The sequence below is a fragment of the Acinetobacter sp. V115_6 genome, assembly GCF_031799025.1.
Lineage (GTDB): Bacteria > Pseudomonadota > Gammaproteobacteria > Pseudomonadales > Moraxellaceae > Acinetobacter > Acinetobacter pittii.
The window spans coordinates 338,285-360,609 of record NZ_JAVQNO010000021.1 but is presented as its reverse complement, the minus strand read 5'-3'; the positions used below and the strand labels follow the sequence as shown (position 1 = coordinate 360,609).

Below are 22,325 nucleotides of genomic sequence, written 5' to 3'. Positions count from 1 at the left end.
GTAACTGACCCTGAAAAGCCTCTCAGGGTCATGGCTTATATGGAACAACTATGGCATTAATCGTTCAAAAATATGGCGGTACTTCTATGGGTACCCCCGAGCGCATTTTAAATGTTGCTCGTCGTGTGAAGCGTTGGCATGATCACGGTCACAAGGTTGTTGTGGTCGTATCTGCAATGAGTGGTGAAACAAACCGCTTACTTGCTCTCGCTAAAGCCATTACCGAAACACCTGACCCACGTGAGTTAGACCAAATGGTTTCAACCGGTGAACAGGTGACGATTTCCATGTTAGCTATGGCACTTAATTCGATTGGTGTGGAAGCTAAATCCTATACCGGACGTCAAGTCGGTATTAAAACTGACAGTGCATTTACCAAGGCGCGTATCGAGTCTATTGATACAGATGTCATGACCAATGACCTAGATGCAGGCCGTGTTATTGTGGTTGCTGGTTTCCAAGGCTTTGATGCTAATGGAAATACCACAACACTAGGTCGAGGTGGTTCAGATACTTCTGGTGTTGCTCTTGCTGCTGCTTTAAAAGCTGACGAATGCCAGATTTACACTGATGTAGATGGTGTTTACACTACTGACCCTCGCGTTGCTCCTAAAGCCAAAAAAATCGACCGTATTTCTTTTGAAGAAATGCTAGAAATGGCATCATTAGGTTCTAAAGTTTTACAAATTCGCTCAGTAGAGTTTGCCGGGAAATATCAAGTTCCTTTACGTGTATTATCAAGCTTTGATAATGACGACGACGGCGTTTTTGACGACGAATTTAAAGAAAATGTTGGTACACTCATTACTACTGAGGCAGAAGATACTATGGAACAGCCAATTATTGCAGGTATTGCTTTTAACCGTGACGAAGCAAAATTAACGATTTTAGGTGTACCTGATGAACCAGGCATTGCTTCTAAAATCTTATCACCAGTAAGTGATGCCAATATCGAAGTCGATATGATAGTGCAAAATGTTGAAGAAGATGGCACTACAGATTTCACATTCACAGTAAACCGTGTTGATTTAGCGAAAGCTGAAAAAATCTTAAACGAAACTGCTAAAAATATTGGCGCACGTGAAGTTTCAACACGTGATGACATCGTTAAAGTGTCTATCGTTGGTGTAGGTATGCGTTCACACGCAGGTGTAGCGAGCAAAATGTTCACTGCCCTTGCTGATGAAGGTATCAACATTCTTATGATTTCAACTTCTGAAATTAAAGTTTCTGTGATTATCGACGAGAAATACCTTGAACTTGCTGTTCGCTGCTTACATACCGCTTTTGGTTTGGATCGTGAACATGGTGAAAGCAGCGCCCGCGCTTAATTTTACCAACCGGTCAAGAATTCATTAAAAAATGTTTACTTGTCCGACAATAATCAAAGAAAACACAGAGCCGCTATAGTTTTTTTTATAGCGGCTCTGTTATATTAAACGGAAAGTTTTTGGCAGAGATTATCAAAATATGACTTTGTTCTCATATTTCTGTTAGAATCTGACTGAAAACTGAGGTTGAGCTTTTTATTTGGGTACCAATATTGCAGTTTTAAGCGTTTAGCAAGGAGATAAACATGCTGATTCTGACCCGCCGTGTCGGGGAAACATTAATGATTGGGGATCAAGTCAGTGTTACTGTGCTTGGCGTCAAAGGAAACCAGGTTCGTATTGGTGTGAATGCACCAAAAGAGGTTTCTGTTCATCGCGAAGAAATTTATCAACGTATTCAACATGAACGTGCAATGCATGAACACCTTCAACATCTTGATCAAGATTATCAAGTTTCTTATGAAGATGATAATTATGCACAGAAAAACTTCAATCGTTAGTATGAAGTTGTTCTCTCCCTAATTAAAGCGACTTTATAGTCGCTTTAAATTTTTTAAGTGGTTGTATTTATAGACCTAAAGCACGTTTAACAGGTGCGTAACTACGACGATGCTGATCAATCACGCCATGCACGGCAATCGCTTCAAAATGTGCTTTGGTTGGATATCCTTTATGTTTGGCAAAACCAAATAACGGATATTGCTGATCTAATTCTGCCATTTGTCGATCTCGTGTCACTTTTGCCAAGATACTTGCTGCACTAATTTCAGCATGGCTTGCATCTCCACCAATAATGGCTTCACAAGGAATAATAATTCCTTTCGGAATTTGATTACCATCAACGATCACTTTTTGAGGTTGAGTTTTCAAGCCATCAACAGCGCGTTGCATAGCCAAAAAAGTCGCCTGTAAAATATTTAGCTCATCAATTTCAGCATGAGTTGCTTCAGCAATTGACCAAGCTAAGGCTTTTTCTTGTATTTCAATAAACAACTTTTCACGTTTCTTTTCAGTTAATTTTTTAGAATCATTTAATCCTAAAATTGGATTATTCGGATCTAAAATAACGGCTGCTGCCACAACCGAACCTACTAAAGGCCCCCGTCCCGCCTCATCTACACCAGCAATAAACATCAACTCACTACCTTTAAATAAAAGAGGCTGATCAATAGTAATCAGCCTTCTTTAACACATAATTTATTAATTACTTTTGTAAAGCTTCTGCCACACAAGCGTTTACAGTTTTAGAAACCACTTGGTTTACGATTGTAGCACGTGTATTTACATCAAGTGCAGCTGCAGCTAATTCTACTGCTGTCACACTGTTTGGAGCTTTTTCGCTCACACAACCACACACATTCGTTTGGATGCTATCACGTTGCTCAGCAGTCATATATTTTGTTGCTGTTTTCCAAGCTGCAACATTATTAATCTCTGTAATACATTTCGCATTTACAGCAACCTTTAACGCAGCAACGCCTAATTGTTGAGTTGTGGTTTGTGCAGAAGCAGCACCTGTACCAGTGCCTGTAGTTGTTGCACATGCTGTTAAAGCTAAAACAACTGGCGCTAGAGCGAGCATCAATTTTTTCATCATTTTTTCCTTTGATTGAACGTTGGCAGCGCGTATTGTGCCTAAACTCAACTTTAGAAGAAACAAATAATTTGATGCATTTATGCAAACTATTTTGCCGAGTGAAATTCAGCTCATCAAATGCTTTTTGGAGTAAAACGTTCTGTTTTTAGCACGCTCTGTCACATATAAAACATTTCTCAAAATCTGTGCTTTCCCCTAAAATCACAAATCAAAACGACAAAAAAAGGGTCTTTTATGCCTACTGCTTCCTCTCAGTATTACACCCGTACAGCACAAATTCTGCATTGGGTGATGGCAATTATTTTCATCGTCGCATGGGTTATTGGCTTTTATAGTGGAAATTTTTTAAGCTATGACGTTGATGGCAGCTTTAAAGGTGATGTGATTACGTTGCACAAGAACATTGCAACCACAATTATCTTTTTAGTCATTATCCGGATTTTATGGCGCTATACACATCCAGCTCCAAAACTACCTGACACCATGTCACCGATGATGAAAACTCTGGCACACGTTGGTCATCTATTCCTTTATGTGATTTTGGTTGCTTTACCTGTTACGGGTTGCTTGTTTAGTTGGAGTGCTGGTCACCCTGCCCCTGTTTTATATTTGTTTGAAATTCCACGTTTAGTGCAAGATAACCCAGAGCTTTTAGCTGTTGTTAAACCATTACATATTTATATTTCTTGGTTTGCAGGTTTTCTTATTGTAGGGCATGTACTTGCAGCCTTGAAACATCACTTTATTGATAAAGACAATATTTTAAATAGTATGACCAAACAGCCTAAATAAACCTGATATATAAAAAAACCGCCCGAGATAGGCGGTTTTTTTATTTAGATTTTTTGGATTTCTGCAATCCACTTTTGTTTCTCTTCATCTGAAATGAAAGAAGCTTCAAAAGAATTAATTGCGAGTTGTTTCAATTCATCATTGTTTAAGTCTAATGCTTGCTGGATGGCAAAGAAATTATCATTCATATATCCACCAAAATATGAAGGATCATCTGAGTTAACCGTCACATGTACGCCTTTTTGTAAAAGACGGCGGATATTATGATCTTTCATATCCTTAACAACACATAGCTTTAAATTACTTAAAGGACAAACCGTTAATGGCATTTTTTCATTAATTAAACGCGTCATTAATTGTTCGTCTTCTTCAGAACGCACACCATGATCAATACGATTCACTTTAAGTAGATCTAAAGCTTCCCATACATATTCAGGAGGACCTTCTTCACCAGCATGAGCCACGATTAAGAAGCCTTCTTCACGCGCCTTAGCAAAAACACGTTCAAATTTAGCTGGCGGATGCCCTACTTCACTTGAATCAAGGCCTACAGCAATAATATCTTGCTTAAACGGCAGCGCTTGTTCAAGCGTTTCAAATGCAGCTTCTTCACTTAAATGACGTAAAAAACACATAATCAGTTGAGAGCTGATACCAAACTTAGCTTTGGCATCTACACAAGCACGTTTTAAACCATTAATCACAGTTGAGAACGCAACACCACGGTCTGTATGGGTTTGCGGATCAAAGAACATTTCTGTGTGAACGACATGATCTTCGGCACATTTCTCAAAATAAGCCCATGCTAAATCATAGAAGTCTTGTTCATGTACAAGAACATTCGCGCCAGCATAGTAAATATCTAAGAATGATTGAAGATTATGAAAGTTATAAGCTTGCTTTACTTCTTCAACAGATTTGTAAGGAATCTGAATCTGATTGCGCTGGGCAATTGCAAACATTAATTCAGGTTCGAAAGTCCCTTCAATATGCACATGCAATTCGGCTTTTGGTAAGGCGCGAATCAGCTCGACTTGATTCATATTAACTCCACGTCTAAAGAAAAAAGGGTGTGGTCAAAATCACACCCTTTTATAATTTTCTTCTTATTGAAAACTATGTCTAAGATAGCTCAAGAAGAAAATTATAAAAAATCATATTAACCGCCAAACACGATAAATTTAAATACCCAAAGCGCAGCAATAATCCATACCATGTACGGTACAGTTTTTGCCTTACCCGTGAATAATTTAACTAATGCATAGCTAATAAAGCCCATTGCAATACCATCAGCAATTGAATAGGTGAATGGCATAAATACAATGGTTAAAAATGCTGGAACAGCTTCAGTAATATCATCCCAATCAATGTGAGTGATTCCTTGGATCATCAACACACCAATGAACAATAAAGCTGGCGCCGTTGCAAAACCTGGTACAGATTGAGCAAGAGGTGCTAAAAATAAACAGCAGATAAATAAGACTGCAACCACAACAGCAGTTAAACCAGTACGTCCGCCTGCTGCTACACCTGAAGCTGATTCGATATATGGTGTAGTTGAAGATGTACCTAATGCGGCACCTGCAACGATTGCAGTAGAGTCTGCAAATAATGCTTTCTTCAAACGAGGTAATTTACCGTCTTGTAAAAGACCTGCACGGTGTGAAACACCAACCAAAGTACCTGTACTGTCAAACAAGTCGACAATAAAGAATACGAAAATGACGCCGACCATACTTGCTGTAAATAGACCTTCAAAGTCCATTTGCATGAATGTTGGTGCAATTGAAGGAATTTGACCCACTACACCCTTAAATTCATTTAAACCTAAAGCAGTAGCGATGGCCGTAACCACTAAAATACTAATAATGATTGCACCGCGAACCTTTAACTGGTGTAAAACCACAATCATTAAAAATCCGAATAGCGCTAATAATACTGTAGGCTGTTTGATATCGCCCAAACCGACTAAGGTCGCTTGGTTATCAACAATGATTCCAGCATTTTTTAGTGCAATCAGTGCTAGGAACAAACCAATACCACCACCGATTGCAAACTTAAGTGACATTGGAATCGCATTAACAATCGCTTCACGAATTTTAAAGAAGCTAATTGCAAGAAAGACAAGGCCTGAAACAAAAACAGCGGCTAAAGCTGTTTGCCATGGCACACCCATCCCCATACAAACCGAGTAGGTAAAGTAAGCGTTTAAACCCATACCAGGGGCCAGTGCGATTGGATAATTAGCAATGATCCCCATTACTAAACATCCGATTGCTGCTGCCAAACAGGTTGCAACGAATACGGCACCATGATCCATGCCGGTTTCAGATAAAATGAGTGGATTGACAATAATGATGTAACACATCGTTAAGAATGTAGTTACACCAGCAAGAACTTCAGTTCGGAAAGTGGTTTTATTGTCGCTTAGCTTAAATAAACGCTCTAACCAGCCTGCCGAAGAATTGGGCGCCGCCATAAGTAGCCTCTATGCAAAATCTGAACTGTGGAATATTTACGTCTATGTAGGTCGCTGAACAATATTGTTTTTCTGTTCAGTCCTATAAACAAGAATCTCAAATTTAAGAAGCAACAAATATGCCACTCATTTGATTTCTAGCTTTATACATAGCAAACAACCACAGCCCCTCTTGAAACACAAAAAAGCTGCATAACCCCTATGCAGCTTTTTTACTATACGTTCAATAAGTTTAACAGATTCAACAGAAACATGATCAAAATTTATGAAAAGATATGACCAATGACACTGTAAAAAGTTAGAAATTTATAGCTCGTTATTGCTAGAAAATAATTTTTTTCTCGCCTATATATTGTTGCATATGAAAAGAAGCTAAATTGCTGTGATGAGCATGATTCGGATTTCGTTCGATACTTTGCAGGTTTTTTTCAGCTTCTTGTATGATCTGCATTAGCTCTTGATGTCTTTTATTTTGAGTATCTAAATAAGCCCAATACCCTAATACAAAGACGATACTCACACACAACACTATTAATACTTTATTGATCATTATTATTATCTCTATGTTTTTAATGTTAATGATCTTAACAAAAAATTATAGCTTTGTGAATATTTTCACATTTATTTACAATAACACACTCTTATTCAAATTATTGAAAATAAAAGTTATTTTAAAAATATCATTAAAAAAACTAATAAATACTAAACTTTTCCATTGAAAAGTAACTTTGTTTAATAAGAGCTTATTTTAGTTATTTTTAATATTATCTTTTTATCGGTTTTAACTCTTAAGTTATTTTAAAGATAGAGCATAGACAAATGTGTATACGGCTTGAAATTTCTTTTTATTTGCTAAGCTTTAAATGAAATAAAGAGGAACTATTTTCGTTAATTTACTTTTCTTTAAAATTGTTTCTTTAGCGACTAATTTCTATGTTGCATGTTTAGCTTTAAAAGTAAAAATTCATCTCAAAGAAATCTTCATCTTATTTAAAAAATATTTTTTCTCCTTTGACCCTATTGGTGGACTAGCAAAATTACGTTCAAGTTTCATCGTTCCATAAATCACACCAAGCTTTCTATTTTCAGAGATTTATTCCCATAAACGCTACGATAAAATGCACTCAGATAAAAAATTAAATGAGGAGAATACATCATGTTTGATATGCGTTTATCTCACGAGCGTGGTGCAGCACATCATGGTTGGTTACAATCAAAACATAGCTTTTCATTTGCTAACTATTGGGATCCTAAACAAGTCGGTTTTTCGGACCTCCTTGTAATTAACGATGATAACGTTGCTCCATCTAAAGGCTTTGGTACTCACCCTCACCGCAATATGGAAATTATTTCCTATGTGCTTGAAGGCGCATTAGAGCATAAAGACTCGATGGGTACAGGTTCTGTAATTGTACCAGGCGATATTCAGCTGATGAGTGCAGGTCGTGGTGTTGCTCATAGTGAATTTAACCATTCAGCTCAAGAAGGTGTTCATTTCTTGCAAATTTGGGTTGTTCCAAATGAAGTGAATACAGAGCCAGGCTATCAACAAGTTCATATTGATGAAGCAGACAAACGCGGTAAATTGCATTTGATCATCTCACCAAAAGGTGGTGAGAAAACTTTATCGATCAAACAAGACATTAATATTTACTCAGGTCTTTTTGATGGTGAAGAAACTGCTGAATTTGTAATTCCTGAGGGTCGTTATGTGTACCTACACGTTGCCAAAGGTCGTGTTGATGTAAATGGTAAAACTTTTAATACTGGCGACGCAGCACGTATTCGTGACGGTGGAAGCTTATCGTTTACCAATGGTGATAACGCCGAAATTTTGATTTTCGATATGCGTCCTGAAGAAGTTCCAACCATGCCATAATGCAACTAAGCCCTCACATAAAGTTTATGTGAGGGCTTTTTATCGTTACTTGGACTTATAAAAATTCTAACTCTGCTCAGTGCTCTTCTGAACGAGCCATCTCTGTATTGATATAGCTCATAATCATAGTAGTTAGCCCCTGCACCATTTCATCAAAACTAATATAAGGGTTTGGCAAAATAAGATGCCGTGCGACATTAAAAATTCCACTATTGATACAAATATAGGTAATTACAGGCAAATTATTGATTTTTAGGTATTTTGGATTATGCATCATATATTTCATGATCACTTCCATTAAAGCCTGTTCAATTTTGGGAATGTATTTGTCGTACTGCAATTCTCCTGCATAACGTAAAACAGTCAAATAACGGTCATTATTTTTCTTTAATAAATCACTAAAAGTATAAAAAATCATTTCGATGACAGGCTCTAACTCCAACTGTAAAATTGTCGGTGTAAGCTCTGTAATCATGTCCAGAATTTCCCGAACAAAAAAGTGATTCATCGCATCATAAATTTCTTCTTTATTTTTAAAATATTCGTATAAAGACCCGACACTCACTCCTGCAATTTCTGCAATATGACGTGTCGTGGTTCCACTCGGTCCATGAAGTGCCACGGCAATAAAACCTGCTTCAATAATCGTGTCGACAGTGACTTTAGCTCGAGTTTGACGTGGTTTACGCGTAGTCATACGATCTAATTAATAATCCGAACATAAAGTCAGATTAGCATGTAATCTGACTAGGTAGAAATAAAAAAACAAAATCCGAATAGTTGTCAAACTTAAGTGAAAAACTGAGAAAAACAGATCTCAATTTATCAATCAATTGATGTTTTAATTTATTATTTCCAGAGATTAGGAATAAATTTAATTTATTATTTTTCAAAAAGATAAAATCAATTTATTTAAAATTATTATCACAAAGAATGTCTATAAAATACTTTTATATATTTAAGAATTTACCCGAATTGAATCCGAACATAATGTCAGATTAATATGAAAAAATTAAAGAAGAGTCATTCAGCAGCTCTTGTCTGCCTCGGTTCTTCTTCCGTTATTCAGCCAAATAATCAAACAAATAACGGAGCAACAACACCGTAGTCAATGCAGAGAATTATCTGTTTTTGAAAATGGAATTTTACAGTGCTTTGTTGATCATTGAGTTTATTGATTTTCATCAAAATGCACCACTACTTTGCCTCAGGGTGTCGCCATGATCTCGACCGCAGTTAAAAAATCATTCAACAAGCTTAAATTTCAGCGTGAAATTGAGCTACCAGATTTTGCTAGCAAAAGTTCAATTCCAATCAGACATTTAAATATTGGTTTTGATGGTAAAGAAATTGATGTCAGATTCTATATGGACAATCAATTTGCTACTTTGTTTTTTGCCACACTTTCGGTGTTTTTAACTTATGGCGAAGATCTGGTGATTGAAACCGCTCGCCATCACCGTGAATTTATCAAAGATCCAATATTAAAGCAGCGAGTAACGTCGTTGATTGGCCAAGAAGCAATTCATTCTAAATTGCACAATGAATATAACGATGCCCTTCAAGATGCTGAATATCCTGTCGCGCTATATCGTTTTCTTGGCTCAAACTTCTTTAAGTATGTTTTCTTAAAGTTTCCACAGCCACTCAAATTATCAATGATGGCAGGTATTGAGCATTTTACTGCGGTACTTGCTGAATACATGATGAAGCACGAAAAGAACTTCTACTATTCAGATGATGAAAAAAGCCGTGCATTGTGGATGTGGCATATGCTTGAAGAGTCTGAGCATAAAGATATTGCCTACGATGTCTATCAACTTTTAAATGGTAGTTATGCACTACGTGCGTCTGGTTTCTTCCTCGCGCTATTTACCATTTTAGGTTTAATCCCTGCGACTACATTATTTGTGCCTGTGTTAAGAAAGCCACAAGAGATGCTGACTTTGAAATTCTGGAAAGATGCTCGTCGCGGTGTAGGCTTAATCTTTGGTCCAAAAGATGGAGTTTTCGGCAGTACGATTGGTCAAATTCTTGACTACTTACGCCCAGACTTTCATCCAAATGATCATGATACAACTGAATATCTTGAGTATTACAAAAAGAAATTGCTGACCGAAGGCGGCGCAATTGCTCCTTACTTTGTTAAAGAATTTACCCCACCAGTACGCATGTCTTAATCGTCCTGCATTTCCAGCTATCAAAGAGGTAGCTGGTATCTCTTCAAGCTATTTATGGATGAATCATGATTTTATTTGGCAAAAAGAAAGTTAAACCAAGCCAAAAAGCTTATGCCGTAGTGACGGGTGCAGGCAGTGGGATTGGTAGAAGTTTTGCAATTGAACTTGCGAAACGTGGTGGCAGCGTAGTCTGTGCAGATATTAATCTCGAAGCTGCTGAAGAAACAGTAAAACTTCTTGAACAAGAAGGCGCCAAAGCTTTTGCTATGCGCTGTGATGTGGGTAATGCTGAACAGGTTAACCATCTCGCTGAAACTGCTGAAATCTTGCTTGGGCACCCTGTAACTCTTGTCATTAATAATGCTGGTGTGGGTTTGGGTGGTAAATTTGACGAACTCAGCCTAGAAGACTGGAACTGGGTCATGAATATTAACCTTTGGGGTGTTATTCATGGTTGTCACGCATTTGTTCCCAAGTTTAAAAAGTTAGGTTACGGCGCGATTATTAATGTGGCATCTGCGGCATCTTACACGGCTGCCCCAGAAATGACTGCTTATAACGTGACTAAAGCTGGCGTACGTGCGCTTTCAGAAACGCTTTCTGCCGAACTGCGTAAGTTTAACATTAAGGTGAACGTGCTCTGCCCGACGCTGGTACCTACCAATATCATTAAAAATGGTCGAATTCCCGGACGCTATTCAAAGCTGGCAGACCATGCACTGATGAACTATGCGCTGACCACAAGTGATGATGTTGCAAGATTAACCCTTAATCGCCTTGATCAGGATGAGATGTATACCATTCCTCAAATTGATGCGAAGTTATTCTGGCTTATGAAACGTGCATCCCCAAGCTTGTATACCAAGTTCCTTGGCACATCGTACAAATTATTTAAATAAGAAATTTATAGGTAGTACACATATGACTGCGCAAATGAAAACAAATGCATCAGCAAAAAAAGCTGTCAAATCACCAAGCCATATTTTCGATACTTTTATTGTGGGTGCGGGCATTTCAGGGATCGCTGCTGCCATTCGCCTAGATCAAGTTGGTTATACCAATTATAAAATTATTGAAAAAGCTGGCCGTGTAGGTGGAACATGGCGTGAGAACACCTACCCGGGTTGTGGGTGTGATGTACCTTCTGCTCTTTATTCTTACTCATTTGCACCAAGTGCAAAATGGAGCCATTTATTTGCGCGCCAACCAGAAATCTTAAGTTATCTGGAAGATGTGAGTAACGAGTTTAATGTTACCTCTAAAATTGAGTTTAACAACGAGTTGCTTAACGCAGCGTGGGATGACTCACGTCATGTGTGGGTACTTGACACCACTACTGGTCAATATTTATCTAAAACCGTTATTTTTGCCACAGGTCCAATTACTGAAGCTCAAATTCCACGTCTTGAGGGCTTAGAAACATTTAAAGGCGAAATGTTCCATTCAGCAAAATGGAACCATGATTATGATTTAACTGGTAAACGCATTGCCGTGATTGGTACTGGTGCATCTGCTATTCAGTTTGTGCCACAAATTCAACCAAAAGCGAAAGAACTGTTTGTGTTCCAACGTACAGCACCTTGGGTATTACCAAAACCAGATACAGACTTGGGCGAATTTAGTAAATCAGTGATTGCTAAATATCCGGCTATTCAGGCGAGCTGGCGTAAAAGTGTAGCGTTAACACTGAATGCAATTAACTTTGGTTTACGTAACCCTCTTGCGCTCAAACCAGTAAATGTATTGGGTAAGCAATTACTTAAATTGCAAATTAATGACCCAGTGCTACGTAAAAACGTAACGCCAAACTTTGATATCGGCTGTAAACGTATCTTGTTTGCTAACAACTATTACCCTGCTCTACAAGCACCGAATACCACACTTATTCCACATGGTTTAGTGAAAGTAGAAGGCAACACAGTGGTTGCTGCCAATGGTGAACGCCACGAAGTTGATGTGATTATTTGGGGTACAGGCTTTGAAGTATCTCACCCACCAATCGGTAAACGTGTGTTTAATGAAAAAGGACAACGTTTAAATGATTTATGGAAAAATACTTCACCAGAGGCTTACTTAGGGACCAATATTGAAAATGTACCGAATGCATTTTTAGTTTTGGGTCCAAACGTATTGGTCTATGATTCTTTCATTGGTTTGGCAGAAGCACAGCTCGACTATATCGTAGATGGCTTATTGAAAATTAAAAACAAAGGAATTAGCAAGTTAAATGTTAAATCTGATGTGATTAAAAAGCACAATGACTTGGTTCAAAAACACCTGCAAACAACCGTATTTAATAGTGGCGGATGTAAGAGTTATTACCTTGATGCCAACGGTCGTAACTTTGCTGCGTGGCCTTGGTCATTGAAAAAACTTAAACAACGTTTGAAAAAAGTAGATTTGAAAGATTATGAAGTGACGTATCAAACGACGAATACTTACTAATTTGTAATTTCGATCAAATCCGTTGTAAGAAAGAGGCAGTGTATTTTAGGTTTTCATGAAATGCACTGCCTTTTTCGTTGAATATCTTCAAGAAATAAAAAAACAGGATAAAGATGAAAGAAGGACAATCAAGCCGTACTGCTGAAGCCGCTGCTGCATTACGAGCCAATCATTTTCAAAATACACAAAACCCTGTATTTTCAGATCCTTATGCTTTTGATCTGACCAGTAAAGGCTGGAAAAAACTTCTCTCTAGCCCACTTATTGTTAAAGTCATGAATTCTGCTGTTTTAAACCGCACTTTAGGTTTACTCACTGGACAAGTGGTCGGTCGCTCTCGTTATGCCGAAGATTTACTTGATCAGGCCGTTCAACAAAATACTCAACAATATGTGTTAGTGGGTGCTGGCCTAGACTCTTTTGCACTACGTGAATCACACCACTACCCTACTTTGAAAATTTTTGAAGTGGATCATCCTGATACTCAAGCGGCCAAACAGACTAAGCTAAAAAAGTTAGGGAATATTCCTGCTACCGTTGAATTTGTTGCGATTAACTTTGAGAAAGAGTCTATTTCAGAAGCATTAAACAGAAGTCTCTACGATTCATCTGCTCCTGCATTTTTTTCATGGTTAGGCACAACGCACTATTTAAACCCCGAAACCACGCTGCAAACTTTAAAAAGTATTGCTGAATTTGCTGTAAACGGTAGTGAAGTGGTACTCGACTATTCGACCGATTTTCAGGAATTAAACGGTATTGAGCGATTTGGAAGTATGGGCGTTGCACAATTTACCCATTTGCTGAAAGAGCCTTTACTAGGTCAATTTAAACCAATAGATTTACATCAGGCCGTGGAGCAGATGGGATTTGAAGTGGTCGAAGACTTATCAGGTGAAGCCATTACTGAACGATATTTTAATGCACGGACCGATGAAATTCGCCACACCTCAGCAACACGGTTATTGCATTTGCGTTTAAATAGAAAATGATGTTGAAAGCCAACTTAGACCTTAAGTTGGCTTTTTTAATTGAGGTTAATACCATCGTTACCAACTTGAATGAGGCTCTGGCCCATCGACATGCTGATTTAAAAATTGGCGTAAATGATCTAAAAAGTGCGCGACTTTAGGCGACAGATTCAGTCTCTCTAAATACACCGCATAGACATCTGCTGGTGGTGTTTCATAGTCCGCTAGCACTTGAACTAATCTACCACTTCTTAAATATTTTGCTACGTCCCACTCTGCCCGCATCAAAATACCATAGCCTTCTAAGGCCCAATTTAATGCAACTGCACCATCATTCGTACTCAGTTGCCCATGAACTTTAACGGTTTCAACTTGTTTGCCATGACTTAACCGCCAATTGCCATAAGCAGAATCATTTTGCCGAATCACAATACACTGATGCTGCGTTAAATCATGAGGAGTGAGTGGTTGCCCTGCTGTTTTTAAATAGCCAGGTGATGCACATAATAAACGGCGGTTGGATGCCAATTTTTTTGCAATTAGACGTGAATCAGGTATTTCGCCAAAGCGGATTGAGACATCAATGGCTTCATCTGGCAGATTAATCGGGCGGTCAGTTAAATGCAGTTGGACATCGACATCAGGATAGATTTTGGCAAATGTAGAAATCGCTGGCGCAATATAAGAACGACCAAAGCCTAAAGGAGCATTCACACGCAATACCCCTTTGGGTGCTGCCCGACTACTTGAAACCAAACGCTCCATTTCATCAATCTCTTTTAAAATACGAACCGCATTTTCAAAGTAGACCTCACCTTCACTGGTTAAACTAATTCGCCGTGTTGTTCTATTTAAAAGCCTTACTCCTAAACGCTCTTCAAGTTGAGTTAAACGTCTAGAAACCGCAGGTGGAGTCAAGTTTAACTCTCGTGCCGTCGCGACAAGACTTCCTTGTTTAACCAATAAACAAAAGAAAGCTAATTCCGTATCTGCGTTCATGATTATTAAGTTTTTTGCAATAGTGATTTAACTTTATATCGATTCATCAGTTTTTTAAAGGGTTTAACATCCATTTCAATGTTTCCCGACATAAGCCATCTCTTATTTAAGAGCATAACAATGTCCGCAGAAGGAATGCTGTGGGTGAATGGGAAAAAGCCATCTAGCCGAATCAATAGCGGTAAAGAAAGCGAAAACTACCAATCAGGATTGGTAGTCATGAATATGGAGTCATGACATGGAAATGGATATTGAAAAGCGAACGTTACGTCGAATTACTTGGAGAATCGTACCGTTTATTATGTTGTTATACCTTATAGCCTATATCGACCGCGTCAATATTGGTTTTGCCGCACTCACCATGAAAGAAGACTTAGGATTTACAGCCTCGGTTCTCGGTTTTGGTGCCGGAATTTTCTTTTTGGGCTATTTCTTATTTGAAGTCCCATCCAACATTATTTTGCATAAAGTCGGTGCCCGTATCTGGATTGCTCGAGTCATGGTGACATGGGGTTTGATTGCAGCCGGTATGGCCTTTGTAGAAAGCTCAACCAGCTTTTACGTTATGCGATTTTTACTCGGTGTTGCCGAGGCTGGCTTCTTTCCCGGCATTATTCTGTACTTAACTTACTGGTTTCCTGCACGACATCGCGCTGGTGTGATTGCTTTATTTATGGCAGCCGCCCCAATTGCCACAGCAGTTGGTTCACCAATCTCTGCCGCGTTACTTGAAATGCATGGAATTTGGGGTCTCGCAGGCTGGCAGTGGATGTTCATTATTGAAGCTATACCAGCACTCATCTTAGGCGTTGTGGTTTTTAAATATATGACTGACCGCCCTGAACAAGCTACTTGGTTAAAACAGGATGAACGCGAATGGCTTGTAAAAACTATGAAGGAAGAAGATGTAGGAAAAAATGCACCTCAGCATCACAGCATTCTTCGCGGTCTTGCCAACCCACGGGTACTTGCTCTCGCATTGATTTATTTCGGAACATCGGCTGGACTTTATACCCTCGGTATCTGGGCACCACAAATTATTAAACAACTTGGTGTAACGTCTATGACTGTGGGGCTTTTAAATGCCATTCCACCAATCATTTCTGTCATTGCCATGGTTTTATGGTCTCGACACTCTGATCGCACCAATGAACGTACATGGCATGTTGCTCTCGCATGTTTAACCGCAGCGGTTGGTCTCGCAATTGCAGCAGGCACACATAACGTCATTGGATTAATTGCAGCACTTACCATTGTGAATGTCGGTATTAGCTGTGCCAAACCACCACTATGGAGCATGCCAACCATGTTCTTGTCAGGATCAGCCGCAGCAGCAGGCATCGCCACGATTAACTCAATTGGGAATTTAGGTGGTTTTGCAGGCCCTGCCATGATCGGCTGGATTAAAGATCAAACTGGGGATTTCACAGGTGGGCTCTATTTTGTTGCGGGCTTACTGATTATCTCGACCTTACTAACACTAGTGCTGAGCTTCTCCCAAAAAGTGAAAGTAAACGCTGCCAAAGCAACCCAATAACTCTATTTACACCAATTAGATCTGAACAAGTTTCTTCAAGGAGCACAACATGGACAAAGATATTGCAGTCCAGTCCCTTACGGACACCATGGCCAAATTTACGGCTTATATTGGAAAACGCCTACCTAAAGATGTGAAAAGCAAGTTAATTGAACTGCGTACTTTAGAAACCAATCCATTGGCTAAATCAGTTTATGACTCGATGGAAGAAAATCAGCAAGCTGCGGATAAACTCAACCGCCCAAGCTGCCAAGACACGGGTGTCATTCAATATTTTGTTGAAGCAGGTGCTAACTTCCCTTTGCTTGGTGAACTTCAAGATATTTTGAGCGAAGCAACTGCTGAAGCAACACGCATAGGCCCTTTACGTCACAACGCTGTGGAAACCTTCGATGAAAAAAATACGGGCACAAATACAGGTACTCAAATTCCATGGTTAGACTGGCGTATTGTGCCTGAACTCGACACTTGTACCATTGATGTCTATATGGCTGGTGGCGGTTGTACACTACCGGGTGCGGCAAAAGTTTTAATGCCAGGTCAAGGCTACGAAGGCGTTGCTGAATTTGTGATGGATGTTATTACCGAACGTGGGGTAAATGCCTGTCCACCGTTACTGGTTGGTGTAGGCGTATCAACTTCGGTTGAAACCGCAGCTCGTCTTTCTAAACTCGCGATTATGCGTCCGGTTGACTCAACAAGTGAGAACCCACGCGCTGCTTTAATGGAACAACTGTTAGAACAAGGTCTTAATGAAATTGGTATTGGTCCTCAGGGGCTCACAGGGAATAACAGCGTAATGGGAGTCAATATTGAATCTTCTGCACGCCACCCATCAACCATTGGGGTTGCCGTAAATACAGGTTGCTGGGCACATCGCCGTGGCAAAATTAAGATTAACCCAGATATGTCGTATGAAATCTTGTCTCATGAAGGAGTTGTACTATGAAAAAAATTCTGACAACTCCTATTAAAGATGAAGATCTTTTAGACCTTAAAGTCGGTGATGTCGTTTATTTGACTGGCCGTTTGGTAACTTGTCGTGACGTTGCCCATCGCAGACTAATCGAACAAGGTCGAGAACTGCCAGTTAACCTTGAAGGCGGAGCGATTTTTCATGCCGGCCCTATTGTGCGTAAGAAAGGTGAAAACGACTTCGAAATGGTTTCGATTGGCCCAACAACCAGTATGCGAATGGAAAAATTTGAACGAGAATTTATCAAACAAACTGGCGTTAAGCTTATTGTGGGTAAAGGCGGCATGGGGCCAGAAACAGCTGCCGGCTGTCAGGAAAATGTTGCGGTTCATGCCATTTTTCCAGGTGGATGCGCAGTGCTCGCAGCAACTTTGGTTGAAGAGATTGAAGGCGCTGAATGGCAAGACCTAGGTATGCCAGAAACCCTTTGGATTAACCGTGTGAGAGAATTTGGTCCGCTCATTATTTCTATCGACACCAAAGGCAACAACCTGATTCAACAAAACAAAGTTGAATTTCAAGCCAAGAAAGCACCGATTTTAGAAAAAATCAGTAAGCAACTAAGCTTTATTAAATAAACTGCTCTTTAATGAAGGGAAAGCAAAAGCACCCTTCATTTTTTTATTTTTGTACTAAACGCATGGCATGAGGTGTTTTCCCATGCCATCTTTTATAAGCATGAATAAAGCTGGCAGGTTCTGCATAACCTAACCACTCGGCAATCTGCTCAACTGAAGCTTTTGGTAATGCCAAATATTGCTCAGCTAGAACTTGCCTGACTTCTTCACGTATCTGAATAAAAGTCATCCCCTCTAATACCAAATGACGGCGTAAAGTACGAACATTTAAATGCAATCGGTCAGCGACTATTTCCATAGAAGGCATTTCCCCTCGCACATTCATAAGTTGCTGTTGCACTAAGGTTGTAAATTTATTTTGTGATTGGCGTTTTTCTAATATTTGACGGCACTGTTCTTCGGCTGTATGTAGCACCAAATCATTTGCCATAAGTAGCTTTTGATCTACTTTTTGCGGGTCAAGAATTACAAAGCTTTTCGCAGCACCAAATTCAGGCATCACACCAAATAAGTTCTGATAAGGCTCGGCATCACCTTTGGGTTGGAAAGAAAAAGCCAAATATTGGCAAAAATTGTCCTGCACCAAATCTCGCTGTACCGTAATGAGTGCAGCGGCATCTCGTTCAATAATGAATTGACGCACTGAAGATGGGATATCTTGCTCATCAATTTCGATACGGATTCCTTGCGGTGTATCCGACACATCAAAGCGAGTAAAAGCAAAAGTTAAAGTGAAATAGGTTAAAGCCAAATCTAGTGCTTCACGAATGCTAGCACTACTCATCAGAGCCATGCCTAATGGCCCAAATGTGGTGAAATGATAGCGTGTGCCCACTTCTAAGCCTAATGTGGGCTTGTTTCCTAGTTGCTCAACCAAGTTCTGAATCAGCTGTAATTCCTGATGGCCTGTCACTACCATATTAGGGTCGAGTAATTGTTGTTGGCTAAGCCCAGTTCCTTTTAAAATCGTCTGATAAGAAATGCCTGATTCCACCGCAAAATCAGCCATTAACCGAACACTATGTACACTGCGTTCAAAAGCCCATGCATACTTCACTGTATTGCTCAGAATGTCCTTGAATCACAATATTTTGTCCTCATCCATCCTCTAAATCAAGTTAATAAACGTCTATTCTGCATACAGGAAATTGCGATTTTTTCGCTCACTGTTTTTAAGGATTTAGAGCAGCCCATGTTTAATTCGTCGTCTAATTCAAATAAAAATGTACGCATCGCCATTATTGGCACTGGTTTTGGTGGTCTAGGACTTGCCATTCGTCTCAAACAAGCAGGTTTTGAACAATTTACCCTCTTTGAAAAAGCTGCTGATGTTGGCGGTGTCTGGCGTGACAATACTTATCCGGGCGCTGCCTGTGATGTGCCTTCTCATCTGTATTCCTTTTCTTTTGAGCAAGAACTAGGCTGGAAAAATCGTTACGGAACATCTCAAGAGATTTATCAATATTTACGCCACTGTGCGGATAAATATGATATTCGTCCACATGTTCAATTTAATACTGAAATAGCCAGTGCCGAATTTGATGCGCTGCAAGGTGTATGGCACATTCAAAGCACGACTGGCGAACAATTTGAAGCTGAATTTTTAGTGGGCGCTGTAGGCCAACTCAACCGCCCTGCCTATCCAAAACTTAAAGGTATTGAAAACTTTAAAGGTAAGGCATTTCACTCAGCGCGTTGGGATCATGATTATGAGTTAACTGGCAAACGTGTCGCTGTGATTGGTACAGGTGCAAGCGCAATTCAGTTCGTACCTGAAATTGCTAAACAGGTTGCTCATCTCGATGTTTATCAACGCTCGGCGCCGTATGTTATTCCAAAACCGGATCGTGTTTATCAACCTTTAGAGAAAAAAGCTTTCCGCAAACTGCCAATTTTGCAAAGTCTAGACCGCGCCTTGCAATATGGACACCATGAAATTCGCCTACTTGCTTTTACAACTTCACTCAATGAAATGCCGTTGGTGGAATATTTATTCCAGCGTCACATCCGTAAAGTCGTTAAAGATGGGAAGTTACGCCATCGTTTAATGCCGGATTATCCTATTGGTTGTAAACGTATTTTAATCTCTAACCACTGGTATGAAACGCTGACCCAACCTCATGTTGATGTGATTAATACGGGCATTCAAGAAATTACTGAAAACGGCATTTTAGATACGGAAGGAAATCTGCGTGAAGTCGATACCATTATTTATGGTACAGGCTTTGCCGCAACGGAATTTATGGCGCCTATGCAGATTACAGGTCTTGATGGTCGCACCTTAAAAGACACATGGAAAGATGGTGCAGAAGCTTATCTCGGCTTAACTGTGAGCGGCTTTCCAAACTTCTTTATGCTTTATGGTCCAAACACCAATCTTGGGCACAACTCAATTGTGTATATGATTGAAAGCCAAGTTAATTATATTTTAGATGCCATTCAAACAACCCTACAAAACAAACTTCTGTTCACCAATGTTCGTGCAGAAGTTCAACATGAGTTTAATCAAAGTATTCAAGAAAAAATGAAAAAAACCGTATGGGCTCAAGGCTGTACCAGTTGGTATCAGACTGCGGATGGAAAAAATACCAATAACTGGCCAGGTTTTACCCTTGAATATCGACAACGTACTCGTCGCTTCGATGTTGAAAACTACACTCAGGTTGCGGCTATTTCTTAAACAAGCTTCACCATAGGAAATGAGAAAAATAAACGGAGAATTTTATGAAGTCTTTTAAAAATAAAGTCGCAGCTGTGACAGGCGCGGGTTCTGGTATTGGACAAGCAATTGCTATAGCACTCGCAAAACAAGGTTGCCATCTGGCACTTTCCGATATTAGTGAAGCGGGATTAGCTAAAACAGTCGAGCTGTTAACGCCTTATTCAGTCAAAGTAACCACACAAAAAGTCGATGTGGCTAAACGTGATGAAGTTGCAACTTGGGCAAAGACAGTAGTAGATGAACATGGCCAAGTTAACCTGATTTTTAATAATGCTGGTGTCGCAATTGGTAGTACGGCTGAAGGTGTGAGCTACGAAGACCTTGAATGGCTCATTGGTATTAATTTTTGGGGCGTAGTTTATGGCACCAAAGAGTTTTTACCTTACTTAAAGCAAAGTGGTGAGGGGCATATTATTAATATTTCCAGTATGTTCGGCTTAACAGCTCAACCAACTCAAAGTGCTTATAACGCTAGTAAATTTGCCGTTCGTGGCTTCACTGAATCCCTACGCCAAGAACTTGATCTACAAAATGCTGGAGTGAGTGCGACCTGTGTGCATCCGGGTGGTATTCGTACCAATATTGCCAAAGCTGCCCGCATGAATAATAGCGTCCAGTCTTTAGGAATGGATCCTTTAAAAAGTCAGGATGCTTTCGATAAATTACTTCGCACCCCTGCTGATGATGCAGCTCAACAAATTTTAGAAGCTGTTCGTAAGGACCGTCGCCGCTTACTGATCGGAGCCGATGCGAAAGCCGTTGATGTGATTCAACGTATTCTTCCACAGGGTTACCAAAAGATTTTTGCAACTGCCACTGCCTTGCAAACCCGTCTACTCAACAAATCAGCAAAATAAAAACAGTGGTCAGCATACTCTTCATTTTAAGAGATGCTGACTGATATTAAATGCTTAGTATGAGTCCTTATTATGAAGCAGCTTCTTGCATGGACTATTCGTACCACACTACGTCCAGCTTTATCCCCTAAAACACCACTAAAGCTACAACGTTTTTGTAGCGATGCAGCCAGTGCAATTGTGCTTGGGCCACGTGGCTATAAAACAAAAAAGCAAACCATTGCGCAAGTACCGACAGTCCATATTCAGCCCAAAACGACTCAATCAGGACGCGGCATTTTGTATTTACATGGCGGAGGCTATGTGGTGGGTAGCTCAAAAAGTCACACTAAGCTTGCTGCTCAAATCGGACATGCAGCTCAAGCACAAGTCTGGTTACCTGAATATCGCCTAGCCCCAGAGCACACAAGCCCTGCTGCTATTGAAGAGGTAATTGCAGTTTATAAAGCTTTACTTGCTCAAGGACAAGACCCGAAAAAACTCGTGATCGCTGGTGACTCTGCTGGCGGCGGACTGAGTTTAAGTACTGCAATTGCAATACGAAATGCGGGGTTACCGTTACCAGCGGCATTAGCTTTACTTTCACCGTGGGTTGACTTAAGCCTTTCTGGAAGCAGCATCAAAACTCATGCTGCTCAAGATGCGATGTTGTCAGAGGAATGGTTAGCTTGGTGTGCAAAAAACTATTGCGGACAAAAATCGGCAACCGATCCAACCTGTTCTCCACTTTATGCTGACTTAACTGGTCTACCGCCTATTTTGATTCATGTCGGTACCGAAGAAGTCTTATTAGACGATGCAAAACGTCTCGCTGAACAAACCGAAAAGTATGGTATTCCGACGAACTTAAGGGTTTATGACCGAGTCGGACATGTTTTTCAGTTCCACGCGGGTATACTAAATGAATCTAATGACTCGATTGAGCGCATTGGGCAATTCATTGATAAACATACACAGTCAATATAAAAATATCGCCAGAGAG

The 22,325-nt window shown here is 39.8% G+C and carries 22 protein-coding genes; 14 read left to right on the top strand and 8 right to left on the bottom strand.

Translation table 11 applies throughout. The features are described from left to right. Window positions 1-50 precede the first annotated feature (50 nt). Both RMA94_RS10055 and csrA read left to right on the top strand, forming a co-directional pair. A complete protein-coding gene (locus tag RMA94_RS10055) occupies window positions 51-1,331 on the top strand; it encodes an aspartate kinase (protein ID WP_002115333.1) in 1,281 nt (426 codons plus the stop codon). Between the two features lie 245 nt (window positions 1,332-1,576). Continuing rightward, window positions 1,577-1,831 (top strand): carbon storage regulator CsrA, encoded by a 255-nt coding sequence (gene csrA / locus RMA94_RS10050; protein WP_000906487.1) that lies wholly within the window; start codon window positions 1,577-1,579, stop codon window positions 1,829-1,831. 67 nt (window positions 1,832-1,898) lie between these two features. Here csrA and rnhB read toward each other — a convergent pair whose 3' ends face one another. Further along, a complete protein-coding gene (gene rnhB, locus RMA94_RS10045) occupies window positions 1,899-2,465 on the bottom strand; it encodes a ribonuclease HII (RefSeq protein ID WP_032056751.1) in 567 nt (188 codons plus the stop codon). 70 nt (window positions 2,466-2,535) lie between these two features. Then, entirely contained in the window at window positions 2,536-2,925 is a 390-nt protein-coding gene (locus RMA94_RS10040; RefSeq protein ID WP_005076998.1) for a hypothetical protein, read from the bottom strand. Between the two features lie 237 nt (window positions 2,926-3,162). Between RMA94_RS10040 and RMA94_RS10035 the strand changes: the two genes are divergently transcribed. After that, window positions 3,163-3,720 carry a cytochrome b gene (locus RMA94_RS10035; RefSeq protein WP_065719128.1) on the top strand — a complete coding sequence of 186 codons (558 nt, stop codon included), beginning with the start codon at window positions 3,163-3,165 and terminating at the stop codon, window positions 3,718-3,720. A 44-nt stretch (window positions 3,721-3,764) separates the two neighbouring features. Here the strand turns inward: RMA94_RS10035 and RMA94_RS10030 are convergent, their stop codons facing one another. The 3 genes from RMA94_RS10030 to RMA94_RS10020 form a co-directional block, all read right to left on the bottom strand. Beyond that, a complete protein-coding gene (locus RMA94_RS10030; RefSeq protein ID WP_032038029.1) occupies window positions 3,765-4,763 on the bottom strand; it encodes an adenosine deaminase in 999 nt (332 codons plus the stop codon). A 116-nt stretch (window positions 4,764-4,879) separates the two neighbouring features. Beyond that, window positions 4,880-6,199: an NCS2 family permease gene (locus tag RMA94_RS10025; protein ID WP_311082753.1), complete on the bottom strand. Its 1,320-nt coding sequence runs from the start codon at window positions 6,197-6,199 to the stop codon at window positions 4,880-4,882. 322 nt (window positions 6,200-6,521) lie between these two features. After that, window positions 6,522-6,749, bottom strand: a complete 228-nt coding sequence (locus RMA94_RS10020) for a hypothetical protein (RefSeq protein ID WP_069031324.1) — start codon at window positions 6,747-6,749, stop codon at window positions 6,522-6,524. A gap of 606 nt (window positions 6,750-7,355) precedes the next feature. On the opposite strand from RMA94_RS10020, the gene RMA94_RS10015 reads away from it, so the two are divergent. Next, window positions 7,356-8,078: a pirin family protein gene (locus RMA94_RS10015; RefSeq protein WP_005070386.1), complete on the top strand. Its 723-nt coding sequence runs from the start codon at window positions 7,356-7,358 to the stop codon at window positions 8,076-8,078. A 76-nt stretch (window positions 8,079-8,154) separates the two neighbouring features. Here RMA94_RS10015 and RMA94_RS10010 read toward each other — a convergent pair whose 3' ends face one another. Then, window positions 8,155-8,775, bottom strand: coding sequence for a TetR/AcrR family transcriptional regulator (locus RMA94_RS10010; protein WP_002163161.1), 621 nt, complete (start codon window positions 8,773-8,775; stop codon window positions 8,155-8,157). Window positions 8,776-9,298: 523 nt separating this feature from the next. Here RMA94_RS10010 and RMA94_RS10005 point away from each other — a divergent pair. The 4 genes from RMA94_RS10005 (at window position 9,299) to RMA94_RS09990 (ending at window position 13,695) form a co-directional block, all read left to right on the top strand. Next, window positions 9,299-10,258, top strand: coding sequence for a metal-dependent hydrolase (locus RMA94_RS10005; RefSeq protein ID WP_005070390.1), 960 nt, complete (start codon window positions 9,299-9,301; stop codon window positions 10,256-10,258). 65 nt (window positions 10,259-10,323) lie between these two features. Further along, on the top strand, window positions 10,324-11,157 hold the full coding sequence (locus RMA94_RS10000) for an SDR family NAD(P)-dependent oxidoreductase (protein ID WP_017386375.1): 834 nt from the start codon (window positions 10,324-10,326) through the stop codon (window positions 11,155-11,157). A 22-nt stretch (window positions 11,158-11,179) separates the two neighbouring features. Beyond that, complete coding sequence (locus RMA94_RS09995) at window positions 11,180-12,703, top strand: NAD(P)/FAD-dependent oxidoreductase (RefSeq protein ID WP_311082750.1); 1,524 nt, start codon at window positions 11,180-11,182, stop codon at window positions 12,701-12,703. A 113-nt stretch (window positions 12,704-12,816) separates the two neighbouring features. After that, window positions 12,817-13,695: a class I SAM-dependent methyltransferase gene (locus tag RMA94_RS09990; protein WP_311082749.1), complete on the top strand. Its 879-nt coding sequence runs from the start codon at window positions 12,817-12,819 to the stop codon at window positions 13,693-13,695. Between the two features lie 57 nt (window positions 13,696-13,752). On the opposite strand, the gene RMA94_RS09985 is transcribed toward RMA94_RS09990, so the two are convergent. Then, on the bottom strand, window positions 13,753-14,673 hold the full coding sequence (locus tag RMA94_RS09985; protein WP_311082747.1) for a LysR family transcriptional regulator: 921 nt from the start codon (window positions 14,671-14,673) through the stop codon (window positions 13,753-13,755). Window positions 14,674-14,911: 238 nt separating this feature from the next. Between RMA94_RS09985 and RMA94_RS09980 the strand changes: the two genes are divergently transcribed. The 3 genes from RMA94_RS09980 to ttdB are packed head-to-tail and all read left to right on the top strand — an operon-like array spanning window position 14,912 to window position 17,764. Further along, window positions 14,912-16,210 (top strand): MFS transporter, encoded by a 1,299-nt coding sequence (locus RMA94_RS09980; protein ID WP_069119543.1) that lies wholly within the window; start codon window positions 14,912-14,914, stop codon window positions 16,208-16,210. Window positions 16,211-16,259: 49 nt separating this feature from the next. Continuing rightward, window positions 16,260-17,159, top strand: a complete 900-nt coding sequence (ttdA, locus tag RMA94_RS09975) for a L(+)-tartrate dehydratase subunit alpha (protein ID WP_000356537.1) — start codon at window positions 16,260-16,262, stop codon at window positions 17,157-17,159. Then, window positions 17,156-17,764 carry a L(+)-tartrate dehydratase subunit beta gene (gene ttdB / locus RMA94_RS09970; protein WP_005077020.1) on the top strand — a complete coding sequence of 203 codons (609 nt, stop codon included), beginning with the start codon at window positions 17,156-17,158 and terminating at the stop codon, window positions 17,762-17,764. Before ttdA ends, ttdB begins: the two co-directional genes overlap by 4 nt. Before the next feature lie 43 nt (window positions 17,765-17,807). On the opposite strand, the gene RMA94_RS09965 is transcribed toward ttdB, so the two are convergent. After that, on the bottom strand, window positions 17,808-18,821 hold the full coding sequence (locus RMA94_RS09965; protein WP_311082743.1) for an AraC family transcriptional regulator: 1,014 nt from the start codon (window positions 18,819-18,821) through the stop codon (window positions 17,808-17,810). Window positions 18,822-18,956: 135 nt separating this feature from the next. Here RMA94_RS09965 and RMA94_RS09960 point away from each other — a divergent pair, with 135 nt between their 5' ends. The 3 genes from RMA94_RS09960 (at window position 18,957) to RMA94_RS09950 (ending at window position 22,309) form a co-directional block, all read left to right on the top strand. Further along, complete coding sequence (locus RMA94_RS09960; RefSeq protein ID WP_311082741.1) at window positions 18,957-20,444, top strand: NAD(P)/FAD-dependent oxidoreductase; 1,488 nt, start codon at window positions 18,957-18,959, stop codon at window positions 20,442-20,444. A gap of 44 nt (window positions 20,445-20,488) precedes the next feature. After that, complete coding sequence (locus RMA94_RS09955) at window positions 20,489-21,343, top strand: SDR family oxidoreductase (RefSeq protein WP_068528176.1); 855 nt, start codon at window positions 20,489-20,491, stop codon at window positions 21,341-21,343. 72 nt (window positions 21,344-21,415) lie between these two features. Beyond that, on the top strand, window positions 21,416-22,309 hold the full coding sequence (locus RMA94_RS09950; RefSeq protein WP_068563229.1) for an alpha/beta hydrolase: 894 nt from the start codon (window positions 21,416-21,418) through the stop codon (window positions 22,307-22,309). The last annotated feature ends 16 nt before the right edge of the window (window positions 22,310-22,325 follow it).

Excerpts from the sequence above, each read along its gene's own strand:
- RMA94_RS09955 (WP_068528176.1), top strand. The coding sequence starts at position 20,489 with ATGAAGTCTTTTAAAAATAAAGTCGCAGCTGTGACAGGCGCGGGTTCT.
- RMA94_RS09990 (WP_311082749.1), top strand. The coding sequence starts at position 12,817 with ATGAAAGAAGGACAATCAAGCCGTACTGCTGAAGCCGCTGCTGCATTA.
- ttdB (WP_005077020.1), top strand. The coding sequence starts at position 17,156 with ATGAAAAAAATTCTGACAACTCCTATTAAAGATGAAGATCTTTTAGAC.
- RMA94_RS10005 (WP_005070390.1), top strand. The coding sequence starts at position 9,299 with ATGATCTCGACCGCAGTTAAAAAATCATTCAACAAGCTTAAATTTCAG.
- RMA94_RS09995 (WP_311082750.1), top strand. The coding sequence starts at position 11,180 with ATGACTGCGCAAATGAAAACAAATGCATCAGCAAAAAAAGCTGTCAAA.
- RMA94_RS09950 (WP_068563229.1), top strand. The coding sequence starts at position 21,416 with ATGAAGCAGCTTCTTGCATGGACTATTCGTACCACACTACGTCCAGCT.
- RMA94_RS10020 (WP_069031324.1), bottom strand. The coding sequence starts at position 6,749 with ATGATCAATAAAGTATTAATAGTGTTGTGTGTGAGTATCGTCTTTGTA.
- RMA94_RS10030 (WP_032038029.1), bottom strand. The coding sequence starts at position 4,763 with ATGAATCAAGTCGAGCTGATTCGCGCCTTACCAAAAGCCGAATTGCAT.
- RMA94_RS09985 (WP_311082747.1), bottom strand. The coding sequence starts at position 14,673 with ATGAACGCAGATACGGAATTAGCTTTCTTTTGTTTATTGGTTAAACAA.
- ttdA (WP_000356537.1), top strand. The coding sequence starts at position 16,260 with ATGGACAAAGATATTGCAGTCCAGTCCCTTACGGACACCATGGCCAAA.
- RMA94_RS10000 (WP_017386375.1), top strand. The coding sequence starts at position 10,324 with ATGATTTTATTTGGCAAAAAGAAAGTTAAACCAAGCCAAAAAGCTTAT.
- RMA94_RS10015 (WP_005070386.1), top strand. The coding sequence starts at position 7,356 with ATGTTTGATATGCGTTTATCTCACGAGCGTGGTGCAGCACATCATGGT.
- RMA94_RS10055 (WP_002115333.1), top strand. The coding sequence starts at position 51 with ATGGCATTAATCGTTCAAAAATATGGCGGTACTTCTATGGGTACCCCC.
- RMA94_RS09980 (WP_069119543.1), top strand. The coding sequence starts at position 14,912 with ATGGAAATGGATATTGAAAAGCGAACGTTACGTCGAATTACTTGGAGA.
- RMA94_RS10035 (WP_065719128.1), top strand. The coding sequence starts at position 3,163 with ATGCCTACTGCTTCCTCTCAGTATTACACCCGTACAGCACAAATTCTG.
- RMA94_RS09960 (WP_311082741.1), top strand. The coding sequence starts at position 18,957 with ATGTTTAATTCGTCGTCTAATTCAAATAAAAATGTACGCATCGCCATT.
- RMA94_RS10010 (WP_002163161.1), bottom strand. The coding sequence starts at position 8,775 with ATGACTACGCGTAAACCACGTCAAACTCGAGCTAAAGTCACTGTCGAC.
- RMA94_RS10040 (WP_005076998.1), bottom strand. The coding sequence starts at position 2,925 with ATGAAAAAATTGATGCTCGCTCTAGCGCCAGTTGTTTTAGCTTTAACA.
- rnhB (WP_032056751.1), bottom strand. The coding sequence starts at position 2,465 with ATGTTTATTGCTGGTGTAGATGAGGCGGGACGGGGGCCTTTAGTAGGT.
- RMA94_RS10025 (WP_311082753.1), bottom strand. The coding sequence starts at position 6,199 with ATGGCGGCGCCCAATTCTTCGGCAGGCTGGTTAGAGCGTTTATTTAAG.
- csrA (WP_000906487.1), top strand. The coding sequence starts at position 1,577 with ATGCTGATTCTGACCCGCCGTGTCGGGGAAACATTAATGATTGGGGAT.